At 56.3% G+C, this 11818-nt stretch carries 12 protein-coding genes; 10 read left to right on the top strand and 2 right to left on the bottom strand.

Going from position 1 to position 11818, the window contains the following annotated elements:
• Positions 1-127: 127 nt before the first annotated feature.
• From C6A40_RS17375 to gntU, 5 genes are all read left to right on the top strand, one after another.
• The gene (locus C6A40_RS17375; protein ID WP_045335148.1) at positions 128-1165 is read left to right on the top strand and encodes an oxidoreductase; all 1038 of its coding nucleotides are present in this window, start codon (positions 128-130) and stop codon (positions 1163-1165) included.
• A 123-nt stretch (positions 1166-1288) separates the two neighbouring features.
• Positions 1289-1984, top strand: coding sequence for a pirin family protein (locus C6A40_RS17370; RefSeq protein WP_021242746.1), 696 nt, complete (start codon positions 1289-1291; stop codon positions 1982-1984).
• 101 nt (positions 1985-2085) lie between these two features.
• Positions 2086-3081 (top strand): gluconate operon transcriptional repressor GntR, encoded by a 996-nt coding sequence (gene gntR / locus C6A40_RS17365; protein WP_021242747.1) that lies wholly within the window; start codon positions 2086-2088, stop codon positions 3079-3081.
• 126 nt (positions 3082-3207) lie between these two features.
• Positions 3208-3735: a gluconokinase gene (gene gntK / locus C6A40_RS17360; protein ID WP_008503362.1), complete on the top strand. Its 528-nt coding sequence runs from the start codon at positions 3208-3210 to the stop codon at positions 3733-3735.
• A 3-nt stretch (positions 3736-3738) separates the two neighbouring features.
• A complete protein-coding gene (gene gntU, locus C6A40_RS17355) occupies positions 3739-5079 on the top strand; it encodes a gluconate transporter (protein ID WP_114191319.1) in 1341 nt (446 codons plus the stop codon).
• A gap of 102 nt (positions 5080-5181) precedes the next feature.
• On the opposite strand, the gene plsB is transcribed toward gntU, so the two are convergent.
• The gene (gene plsB / locus C6A40_RS17350; protein ID WP_021242749.1) at positions 5182-7602 is read right to left on the bottom strand and encodes a glycerol-3-phosphate 1-O-acyltransferase PlsB; all 2421 of its coding nucleotides are present in this window, start codon (positions 7600-7602) and stop codon (positions 5182-5184) included.
• A gap of 154 nt (positions 7603-7756) precedes the next feature.
• Between plsB and C6A40_RS17345 the strand changes: the two genes are divergently transcribed.
• The 4 genes from C6A40_RS17345 to C6A40_RS17330 all read left to right on the top strand — a co-directional run bounded on the left by C6A40_RS17345 (position 7757) and on the right by C6A40_RS17330 (position 10573).
• Entirely contained in the window at positions 7757-8125 is a 369-nt protein-coding gene (locus C6A40_RS17345) for a diacylglycerol kinase (RefSeq protein WP_045335150.1), read from the top strand.
• A gap of 108 nt (positions 8126-8233) precedes the next feature.
• Positions 8234-8842, top strand: a complete 609-nt coding sequence (gene lexA / locus C6A40_RS17340) for a transcriptional repressor LexA (RefSeq protein ID WP_045335152.1) — start codon at positions 8234-8236, stop codon at positions 8840-8842.
• A 63-nt stretch (positions 8843-8905) separates the two neighbouring features.
• Positions 8906-10243, top strand: a complete 1338-nt coding sequence (gene dinF / locus C6A40_RS17335; protein ID WP_045335153.1) for an MATE family efflux transporter DinF — start codon at positions 8906-8908, stop codon at positions 10241-10243.
• A 120-nt stretch (positions 10244-10363) separates the two neighbouring features.
• Positions 10364-10573, top strand: a complete 210-nt coding sequence (locus C6A40_RS17330) for a CsbD family protein (RefSeq protein ID WP_014830284.1) — start codon at positions 10364-10366, stop codon at positions 10571-10573.
• Between the two features lie 69 nt (positions 10574-10642).
• Here C6A40_RS17330 and zur read toward each other — a convergent pair whose 3' ends face one another.
• Positions 10643-11155: a zinc uptake transcriptional repressor Zur gene (gene zur / locus C6A40_RS17325; protein WP_008503369.1), complete on the bottom strand. Its 513-nt coding sequence runs from the start codon at positions 11153-11155 to the stop codon at positions 10643-10645.
• A 115-nt stretch (positions 11156-11270) separates the two neighbouring features.
• Here zur and C6A40_RS17320 point away from each other — a divergent pair, with 115 nt between their 5' ends.
• On the top strand, positions 11271-11759 hold the full coding sequence (locus tag C6A40_RS17320) for a cupin domain-containing protein (RefSeq protein ID WP_023293524.1): 489 nt from the start codon (positions 11271-11273) through the stop codon (positions 11757-11759).
• Positions 11760-11818 lie beyond the last annotated feature (59 nt).

Below are 11818 nucleotides of genomic sequence, written 5' to 3'. Positions count from 1 at the left end.
GAAGACCGCTACGGGAACCTGAAAGCACGACATTGCTCACATTGCTTCCAGTATTACTTTAGCCAGCTTTTAGCTGGCTTTTTTTTTGTTATGGTTAGACTCAGTAACCTTCCAAAAGGACTGAGCCATGACACTACATTGCGCATTTATTGGATTTGGTAAAAGTACGACCCGCTATCACCTGCCGTATGTCCTTAACCGCAAAGACAGCTGGCATGTGGCCCATATCTACCGCCGCCGCGCGAAGCCGGAAGAGCAATCTCCGCAGTATTCCCACATCCACTTCACCAGCGATCTCGATGAGGTGCTTAACGACCCGCAGGTGAAGCTGGTGGTTGTCTGCACCCACGCCGACAGCCATTTTGACTATGCGAAACGCGCGCTGGAAGCGGGCAAAAACGTGCTGGTAGAAAAGCCGTTCACCCCGACCATCGCCGAAGCGAAAGCGCTGTTCGCGCTGGCGAAAAGTAAAGGGCTGACCGTCACGCCGTACCAGAACCGTCGCTTTGACAGCTGCTTCCTGACGGCAAAAAAAGCGATTGAAAGCGGCAAGCTCGGCGACATTGTGGAGATCGAAAGCCACTTCGATTACTACCGCCCGGTGGCGGAAACGCAACCCGGACTGCCGCAGGATGGTTCGTTCTACGGGCTGGGCGTGCACACCATGGACCAGATCATCTCCCTGTTTGGCCGCCCGGACCACGTGGCGTATGACATTCGCAGCCTGCGCAATAAAGCCAACCCGGACGATACCTTCGAAGCCCAGCTGTTCTACGGCGACCTGAAGGCCATCGTCAAAACCAGCCACCTGGTGAAGATCGACTACCCGAAATTTATCGTTCACGGCACTAAAGGTTCGTTTATCAAATACGGTATCGACCAGCAGGAGACCAGCCTGAAGGCCAATATCATGCCCGGTGAACCTGGCTTTGCGGCGGACGATTCCGTGGGCGTGCTGGAGTATGTGAACGATGAGGGCGTGACGGTCAAAGAAACGCTGAAGCCGGAAACCGGCGACTATGGCCGCGTCTATGATGCGCTGTTTGAGACCCTCACAAACGGCACGGCGAATTACGTCAAGGAATCTGACGTTCTGACCAACCTCGAAATCCTTGAGCGGGCCTTCGAACAGGCTTCTCCTGCCACGGTAACCCTCGCAAAATAAGCAAAAACGGCTCCTCTGCACTTGTTCACAATTTTTGAACAGAGGAGTCAATTTTCACCCCCTATGATCCCAGGCCGTTTGCGTCCACACTTACTCCATCGAAACGAACTGAGGGTGAAAACAATGATCTACTTACGCAAAGCAAACGAACGTGGTCACGCGAATCATGGCTGGCTGGACTCATGGCATTCATTCTCGTTTGCCGACTACTACGACCCGAACTTCATGGGCTTCTCCGCACTGCGGGTGATTAACGACGACGTGATTGATGCAGGCCAGGGCTTCGGTACCCACCCGCACAAAGACATGGAAATCCTGACCTATGTGCTGGAAGGCGCGGTTGAGCACCAGGACAGCATGGGCAACAAAGAGCAGGTTCCGGCGGGCGAGTTCCAGATTATGAGCGCGGGTACCGGGGTGCGTCACTCCGAGTACAACCCAAGCAAAACGGAAAAACTGCACCTGTATCAAATCTGGATCATTCCAGAAGAGACCGGCATCACGCCGCGCTACGAGCAGCGCCGCTTCGACGCCAAACAGGGTAAACAGCTGGTGCTCTCCCCGGATGCGCGTGAAGGTTCCCTGAAAGTGCATCAGGATATGGAGCTGTACCGCTGGGCGCTGGCGAAAGATGAACAGTCCGTGCATCAGATTGCCGCTAACCGCCGCGTCTGGATCCAGGTGGTGAAAGGCGACGTGTCCATCAACGGCACCAAAGCGACAACCGCCGATGGTCTGGCTATCTGGGATGAGCAGGCGATCTCCGTGCATGCCGACAGCGAAAGCGAAATTCTGCTGTTTGACCTGCCGCCGGTGTAATAAAACATAAATAAATCCTCATCCTTCCCTTTGACAGGGGAAGGATGGGCTTTGTCCGTGGTAAACTGAGCAAATCTCTCACTTCAAGATTTCTCAGGACGATGAAAAAGAAACGCCCCGTACTTCAGGATGTCGCCGATCGCGTCGGTGTGACCAAAATGACGGTCAGCCGTTTTTTACGTAACCCGGAACAGGTTTCCGTGGCGTTACGTGGCAAGATTGCCGCTGCCCTTGATGAACTGGGTTACATCCCCAACCGTGCACCCGATATTCTCTCGAATGCGACCAGCCGCGCGGTGGGCGTTCTGCTTCCTTCTTTGACCAACCAGGTTTTCGCCGAAGTATTACGTGGAATTGAAAGCGTCACCGATGCGTTTGGCTACCAGACCATGCTCGCCCACTACGGGTACAAGCCGGAACTCGAAGAGGAACGTCTTGAATCGATGCTTTCCTGGAACATTGACGGCCTGATTTTAACCGAACGTACCCACACTGCCCGCACGCTCAAAATGATTGAAGTGGCCGGTATTCCGGTCGTGGAGCTGATGGACAGCCAGTCGCCGTGCCTCGACATCGCCGTCGGCTTTGATAACTTCGAAGCGGCGCGCCAGATGACGGCGGCCATTATCGCCCGCGGGCATCGTCATATCGCCTATCTGGGTGCGCGTCTTGATGAACGTACTATCATCAAACAGAAGGGATACGAGCAGGCGATGCTCGACGCGAACTTAACCCCGTACAGCGTGATGGTGGAGCAGTCCTCTTCCTATACGTCGGGTATTGAGCTGATGCGTCAGGCGCGACGCGAGTATCCGCAACTGGACGGTATTTTCTGTACCAACGATGACCTTGCGGTCGGCGCAGCGTTTGAGTGCCAGCGTCTGGGGCTGAAGATCCCTGATGATATGGCGATCGCCGGTTTCCACGGCCATGACATCGGTCAGGTGATGGAGCCGCGTCTGGCGAGCGTCCTGACGCCGCGTGAACGTATGGGCCGCATTGGCGCAGAACGCCTGCTGGCGCGCATTCGTGGCGAGACGGTTACGCCGAAAATGTTAGATTTAGGTTTCACCTTGTCACCGGGTGGATCTATTTGAACTGACAAATTTGAAGTAGCTCACACTTATTCACTTCGCGCACGTTTGGATATTGCTTCTCTTTTGCCCCGGCAGGACAATGTTACCGATAACTGTTACCCGTAACAATTGACTGAGGGACACCCTTTGAGCACGACTAATCACGATCACCACGTCTACGTCCTGATGGGCGTTTCCGGTAGCGGGAAATCAGCCGTGGCCAGCGAAGTGGCGCATCAACTCCAGGCTGCGTTTCTTGATGGCGACTTCCTCCATCCGCGCAGCAACATCATGAAAATGGCCTCCGGCGAGCCGCTGAACGACGACGACCGCAAACCGTGGTTGCAGGCGCTGAACGACGCCGCGTTCGCGATGCAGCGCACCAATAAAGTCTCCCTGATCGTCTGCTCCGCGCTGAAAAAAACCTACCGCGATCTGCTGCGTGACGGCAATCCGAACCTCTCTTTCATCTACCTGAAAGGGGATTTCGAGGTGATTGAAAGCCGCCTGAAGGCGCGTAAAGGTCACTTCTTCAAAACCCAGATGCTGGTGACGCAGTTTGAAGCGCTGCAGGAGCCGGGTGAAGACGAAAAAGACGTCTTAGTGGTTGATATCGATCAGTCACTGGAGGGTGTTGTTGCCAGCACCATCGAGGTCATTAATAAAAGGCAGTAAGTTTTGAGTACATTAACGCTAGTTTTGACAGCAGTGGGTTCGGTATTGCTGCTGCTGTTTTTAGTGATGAAGGCGCGCATGCACGCCTTTGTTGCTTTGATGGTGGTTTCTATTGGTGCTGGTCTCTTTTCCGGTATGCCGCTCGACAAGATCGCCGCGACGATGGAAAAAGGGATGGGCGGTACGCTGGGCTTCCTGGCGATTGTGGTCGCCCTTGGCGCCATGTTTGGTAAGATTTTGCACGAGACGGGCGCGGTCGACCAGATTGCCGTCAAGATGCTGAAGTCCTTCGGCCACAGCCGCGCGCACTACGCGATTGGCCTGGCCGGTCTGATTTGCGCACTGCCGCTGTTCTTCGAAGTGGCCGTTGTGCTGCTGATAAGCGTCGCCTTCTCCATGGCGCGCCATACCGGCACTAACCTCGTGAAGCTGGTCATTCCGCTGTTTGCGGGCGTGGCGGCGGCCGCAGCGTTTCTGCTGCCGGGGCCTGCCCCGATGCTGCTGGCTTCCCAGATGCACGCCGACTTTGGCTGGATGATCCTGATTGGCCTGTGCGCGGCAATCCCGGGGATGATTATTGCCGGTCCGCTGTGGGGCAACTTCATCAGCCGTTACGTTGAGCTGCACATTCCGGACGACATTACCGAGCCGCACCTGGGCGAGGGCAAAATGCCATCCTTCGGCTTCAGCCTGTCGCTGATCCTGCTGTCGCTGGTGCTGGTGGGCCTGAAAACCATCGCCGCGCGCTTTGTGCCGGTCGGTTCTACCGCCTACGAATGGTTTGAGTTCATTGGTCATCCGTTCACGGCGATCCTGGTGGCGTGCCTGGTGGCGATTTACGGCCTGGCGATGCGTCAGGGGATGCCAAAAGACCGGGTGATGGAGATCTGCGGTGCGGCGCTGCAGCCTGCGGGGATTATCCTGCTGGTGATCGGTGCAGGCGGCGTGTTCAAGCAGGTGCTGGTGGATTCCGGCGTGGGCCCGGCTCTGGGCGAAGCGCTGACCGGGATGGGCTTGCCGATTGCGGTCACCTGCTTTGTGCTGGCTGCGGCGGTGCGTATCATCCAGGGTTCCGCCACCGTGGCGTGTTTAACCGCCGTGGGTCTGGTGATGCCGGTGATTGAACAGCTGAACTACTCCGGTGCCCAGATGGCCGCGCTCTCTATCTGTATCGCGGGCGGTTCGATTGTGGTCTCTCACGTTAACGACGCGGGCTTCTGGCTGTTCGGTAAGTTTACCGGTGCCACCGAAGCGCAAACCCTGAAAACCTGGACGCTGATGGAAACTATCCTCGGCACGACGGGTGCAATTGTCGGGATGATTGCCTTTACGCTGCTCAGCTAAATGCAATGATTTAACAAGGCAAAAAAAGGCCCGGTAGCGTCAGCGCTTACCGGGCCTTTTTATTATCCAGGGCGTCAGGCCGGGCCATAACCCGGCATTGTGTTACTCGCCCTGCGTGGCGCTCTCAATCGTTAAGCGCACGTCCGAGGTAATCAGCTCTGCCAGCATCTGGTATACCTTCAGCGTCTCTTCCGGCTCGGCATCACCCGTATCGCTGATGAAGCCTTCATCGCGCAGCGTCAGCACCAGAGAACTGAAGACCGCTTTGTCGAAGAATTCAGGGGCGTTAATGCCGTGCAGAACGGACAGGCGCTGGGCCAGCGTCCGGCTCTCTTTCTCCAGCGTACCGCGGTTGATGGACGGGTTCGCGCTCAGCAGCCAGAACGTGATGGCGTAGCGCTGCAGCGTTTCGCGCGCACCGGCCGCCAGCAGCTGCAGGGTGCGGGAGCGTGACGGATTGATGTGCAGCTCGTCGTTGTTCAGGGTAATCAGCCCCTGGCGACGCATCTCTTCCGTCATCTTATCCAGTTCTGTCGCCAGCTCATCCTTACTCCAGCGCAGGAACAGCTCCGCTTTCAGCATCGGATAGATGGTCTCAAGATGGCGCAATAGCTCCTGACGGGAGATATGACGATGCTGGGTAATAATGGCGGCCATGAGCGACGGCAGCATCAGCATATGCGTGATGTTGTTGCGGTAGTAGGTCATCAGCACCGCCTGCTCGCGCGGCAGAATGATGATGTCGCCGATCGTGTCCTTCTCCACTTCAAACTTGTTCATCTGCAACGCGTGATCGATAAGTTCACTGGCGGTTGCAGAAGGCACGGTCGAGTCAACCGAATACGGCACGTTACGCATCATGTCCAGATAGCAATCCAGCTGCTCCGTAAGCTGTTCACGGGTCAGGGAACGCTGACGTGAAGCCAGAAGTGCCGTACAGCACAGGTTCATGGCGTTAGCCGCACCGGCGTTGTTAATGCGCACCATCAGCTCGGATGCGATGCCGTTAACCGTTGGCGTCAGCCAGGCCGGACGCACCGCTTCGATAGGATCGATGGACTCGCGCCATTCCGGCACATGATGGTTCAGGTAGGTCATCAGCGGCATCGGCTCGCCGAAGTTCACGTAGCCCTGACCGAGATTACGCAGCTTGCTCAAGCCGCGCAGCATCTGCGGCAGGCTCTCTTTCTCTTTGGTCGCGCCACGCAGCTCTTTCGCGTACGTGCCCACTTCCATCACGTGCTCATAGCCAATGTAAATTGGCACCAGCGTGATCGGACGGGTACCGCCGCGCAGCATGGCCTGGATGGTCATCGACAGCGTGCCGGTCTTCGGATCGAGCAGACGACCGGTACGGGAACGACCGCCCTCCACGAAGTACTCCACGGAATAGCCGCGGCTGAACAGCTCGCCCAGATACTCGCGGAACACGGTGGAGTAGAGCTTGTTGCCCTTGAAGGTACGACGAATAAAGAACGCGCCCAGGCGGCGGAAAATCGGGCCCGCGGGCCAGAAGTTCAGGTTGATACCGGCTGCGATGTGCGGTGGCACCAGCCCCTGGTGATAGAGCACGTAGGAAAGGAGCAGGTAGTCCATGTGGCTGCGGTGGCAGGGGACATAGACAATCTCATGGCCATCGTGCGCCAGCTGACGCACGCGCTCGGCGTTATGCACGTTGATGCCCTGATACAGGCGGTTCCAGGTAAAGCCAAGAATACGATCGGACAGGCGAATCATCTCGTAAGAGAAGTTCGCTGCAATCTCTTCCATCAGCGCAATGGCGTTCTGCTGGGCTTTCTCATGCGAAATTTTCTTGCTGCGCGCTTCGTCTTCAACGGCGCGGGCGATCGCTTTTGAAGCCAACAGCTTGTTGAACAGATCCTGACGCGCCGGGAGGCGTGGCCCTACGGCCGCCAGGCGCTGACGAGCGAAGTGCATACGCGCCACGCGCGCCAGTTTTTGCGCGATGATCTTGTCGGTGCCGTGCTCGTCCGCCATGCGACGCAGCGAAACGGAAGGGGAGAAACGCACAAAGCTGTCGCGTCCCAGCCAGGAGACCGCGAAGAACTTCTGGATGCCGTTAAGCATGCGCAGCGGCGGATTCTCTTCGCCTTTTTCACGACCTGGACGACGACCAAACATCACCGATACCGGCACCATCTGCACATCCAGATCGGGGTTGCTGCGGTGCAGGTCGAGATAGTCATGGAACAGCTTGATGGACTCTTCTTTCGGCGTGTAATAGGTAAACACGCGCGGCCCGCCGTGGATGAAGACGTAGCGCGGCAGCAGCGTACCGTCAACTTCCAGCGGTTCAAGCGGGTCAGGTAAGTCATGCGCCAGACACTGGGCGCGAAGCGTCAGTAAGTCTGCCTTCGAGTTATAAGGCAAAACGTACATAATAGGGCGCGACGTATCGAGCCCCAGTTCCAGCGCGGGTTCTGCTGGGATAGACTTGCTTTTTACCAGGATGCTTAATGGTAAATTAAGTAATTTGTAGTAAATTCGTGGCCAGCCGGACATAAACGATGTAAAGCCTCTGGTTAATAATGCAATTGCGGCGCAAGGATAACAGAAAGCGCGCAAAATTTCTGTTGTTACCCGTCATACTTCAGGCTGTAGCGAAACGCGCTACGGCTCCTGTTACTGACGCTCTTTTTTAAAAAAGGTTCTTTTAATGGCCAATAATACCACTGGGTTAACACGTATCATCAAAGCCGCTGGCTATTCATGGAAAGGTTTCCGTGCCGCATGGGTCAACGAAGCCGCCTTTCGCCAGGAGGGCGTCGCCGCTATCGTCGCGGTGATCGTCGCCTGTTTCCTTGATGTTGATGCGATTACCCGCGTACTGCTTATCGGTTCCGTTCTTCTGGTGATGATAGTGGAAATTCTTAATAGCGCTATTGAGGCCGTTGTGGATCGCATTGGTTCCGATTTCCATGAGCTTTCTGGCCGTGCAAAAGACATGGGCTCTGCTGCCGTGTTGCTGGCGATTATCACTGCCGTTATCACCTGGGTCACGCTGCTTTGGTCACATTTCCGATGAGCCTCGAGGAATAATTAAGTCCCTGGTTTTTTGTGCAGTTTTTGGTTCCAAAATCGCCTTTGACTGTATATACTCACAGCATAACTGTATATACACCCAGGGGGCGGAATGAAAGCGTTAACGACCAGGCAGCAAGAGGTGTTTGATCTCATTCGGGATCAGATCGGCCAGACGGGTATGCCACCCACGCGTGCGGAAATCGCGCAGCGTCTGGGCTTCCGTTCTCCGAATGCTGCCGAAGAACACCTGAAAGCGCTGGCGCGTAAGGGTGTGATTGAGATTGTGTCAGGCGCGTCGCGTGGTATCCGCCTGCTGGTGGAAGAAGAGACGGGCATTCCGCTGATAGGCCGCGTTGCTGCAGGTGAGCCGCTGCTGGCACAACAGCATATTGAAGGTCACTACCAGGTCGATCCCGGCATGTTCAAACCGAGCGCTGATTTCCTGCTGCGCGTCAGCGGCATGTCGATGAAAGACATCGGCATTCTTGATGGCGATCTGCTTGCGGTGCATAAAACTCAGGACGTGCGAAACGGCCAGGTCGTGGTCGCACGCATTGATGACGAAGTGACCGTTAAGCGTCTGAAAAAGCAGGGTAACACTGTTCAGTTGCTGCCCGAAAACAGCGAGTTCACCCCGATTGTGGTCGACCTCCGCGAACAGAGCTTCTCTATTGAAGGTCTGGCGGTAGGCGTGATTCGCAACGGTGAATGGCTGTAATCTCTTCCTGACAGGCTATGGCACCGCTGTAGCCTGATTCATTCCCCACTCCCGGTATCTTTCATGTCACTGCTGACGGCATCCGATAAGGCATTGTGGCGTCTTGCTCTGCCGATGATTTTCTCCAATATTGCCGTGCCCTTGCTGGGGCTGGTCGATACTGCCGTTATAGGCCATCTTGATTCACCGGTTTATCTTGGCGGCGTGGCGATTGGCGCGACGGCAACCAGCTTCCTGTTTATGCTGCTGCTCTTTTTGCGCATGAGTACCACCGGTCTTACCGCACAGGCTTATGGCGCGAAAGATCCGCTGCGTCTGGCGCGCGCACTGGTGCAGCCGCTAATCCTCGCGGTTGGCGCGGGTGCGTTAATCGTTGTATTGCGGGCCCCCCTGATCGATCTTGCGCTTCATATCGTCGGTGGCAGCGAAGCGGTACTGGCGCAGGCGCGACGGTTCCTGGAAATCCGCTGGCTCAGCGCACCCGCCTCGCTGGCAAATCTGGTTCTGCTGGGGTGGCTACTGGGCGTGCAGTACGCCCGCGCGCCCGTGATATTGCTGGTGGTGGGTAACCTGCTCAACATTGTTCTGGACGTCTGGCTGGTCATGGGTCTGCATATGAACGTGCAGGGCGCGGCGCTGGCGACGGCGATTGCCGAATACGGGACCTTTATCATTGGCTTGTGGATGGTCCGGCGTGTGCTGGCCATGCGCGGGATCTCCCTGGCGCTGCTCAAAACCGCATGGCGCGGCAATATCCGTAAGCTGCTGGCGCTCAACCGTGACATCATGCTGCGCTCGCTTCTTCTTCAGCTCTGCTTCGGTGCGCTGACGGTTTTCGGGGCTCGACTGGGGCCGGAAATCGTTGCGGTGAATGCGGTATTGATGACGCTTCTGACCTTTACCGCCTATGCGCTGGACGGTTTTGCCTACGCGGTTGAAGCGCATTCCGGGCAGGCGTACGGGGCGCGCGAAAGCGGGCAGCTACGGGAGGTCTGGCGGGCTGCCTGCCGTCAGTCGGGGCTGGTGGCGCTGGCCTTTGGTCTGGTTTACGCCTGCTTCGGTGAGCAGATCGTTGCATTGCTTACCTCTCTCCCTGCGCTGCGCGAGCTGGCGAGCCACTATCTCATCTGGCAAGTCGTCTTACCGGTGGTTGGCGTCTGGTGTTATCTGCTGGACGGCATGTTTATTGGGGCGACGCGCGGAGCCGAAATGCGCAACAGTATGGCTGTCGCGGCGGCCGGATTTGGCCTGACGCTCCTGACGCTCCCCTGGCTGGGGAATCATGGTTTATGGCTGGCCCTGGCCGTCTTCCTCTCGTTGCGCGGATTATCGCTGGCGTTTATCTGGCACCGACACTGGCAAAACAATACCTGGTTTCCCTCGCGCTCCGATATATCGTGACGGTTAAAGATTCCGAATATGAAATTAACCACGGAATCCTTAACTACAATAATTATCACGTCCAGCAGAAAAGAACGTAACGGACGTTACGACCCGACGCTTAACGAAGAGGACACGATGATGAATAAAGACGAAATCGGCGGCAACTGGAAGCAGTTCAAAGGTAAAGCGAAAGAACAGTGGGGTAAGCTGACGGATGACGACATGACCGTCATCGAAGGTAAACGCGATCAGCTTGTCGGTAAAATCCAGGAGCGTTACGGCTACGCAAAAGACCAGGCGGAAAAAGAAGTGGGCGACTGGGAAAAACGCAACGACTACCGCTGGTAACCGGGCTACACCCGAAAGTACAAGGAAGTACACCCTGAGGGCGGCCATGAGCCGCCTTTGCTTTTGCCGCTAACGCGGCTTTTTCTTCACCAGGATAGAGTGGTCGTGCTGACACGCGTCCTGATGGCGACAGGCTTCCACCTCCACGCACGCGGAACAGAGCCCGTGCGCTTCAATCACGTTATGACGCAGGGCAAAGCCCATTTTCGCTGCCAGCGTATGCATAATATCTTCCACGCCTTCCGCAGCCTCTTCCTTCACCACGCCGCAGCGGTCACAGATAAACATCGCCGATGTGTGGGTGGGCTGATCGAACAGATGGCATAGCACATAGCTGTTGGTGGATTCCACCTTGTGCACGAACCCTTGTTCAAGCAGGAAATCCAGCGCGCGATAGACCGTCGGCGGCTTTGCCTGCGGCTCGCTTTCGCGGAGTAGATCCAGCAGATCGTAGGCGCTGATGGCACCCTGCTGCAGGCTCATCAGACGTAATACTTCAAGGCGCTGCGGAGTCAGGCGCACATTGCGTTGCGCACACAGCTTTTCGGCCTGCGCTAACAGCTCTTTTGTGGACTTATCCATGTAGCACCCCGGATGTTATAGGACGGAAAACCTTCACTTTATCATGTTCTGCTAAAAACACCGAGATCCGCCAGTCTGTGCTATACCTGACCCATCGAAAACCGGGAGAACCAGAATGAAAAGACCTGACTGCATTCGACACTGGCGCGACGTGGAAGGCGCGGATGACTCGACCTACCCCGACAGCGATGAGCTGTTTTCCATTGGTGCACCGCTGGCTCGCAAGCTTGGACTCGGGCGTATTGGCATCCATCATGAGCGCCTGCCGCCTGGGCGCAGAACGTCCTATCCGCATGCGGAGAGCGACGAAGAAGAGTTTGTTTACGTGCTCGAAGGCTACCCTGAAGCCTGGATTAACGGCCACTTGTGGAAACTGGAGCCTGGCGACAGCGTAGGTTTTCCCGCCGGAACCGGCATCTGTCATACCTTTATCAACAACACGGACGATGAGGTTCGGCTCCTGGTCGTTGGCGAGGCCAACAAGAAGCACAACCGCATCTACTACCCGCTCAACCCCGTGTATGCCGCCACGCGGGAAGATCGCTGGGTAGATCATCCCCCGCAGTTTTTTGGACCGCATGATGGAAAACCTGGGAAAAAATAATTTCCTCTTCTATAAATATTGAGGGCCGTCACAAAATATAACAGGCCGTAAGGGAATTT

It is taken from the genome of Enterobacter sp. GER_MD16_1505_Eko_090, from assembly GCF_003331015.1.
Taxonomy (GTDB): Bacteria; Pseudomonadota; Gammaproteobacteria; order Enterobacterales; family Enterobacteriaceae; genus Enterobacter; species Enterobacter roggenkampii.
Note: the sequence above shows the minus strand (reverse complement) of the source record. Positions and strands in the feature narration are given on the sequence as shown.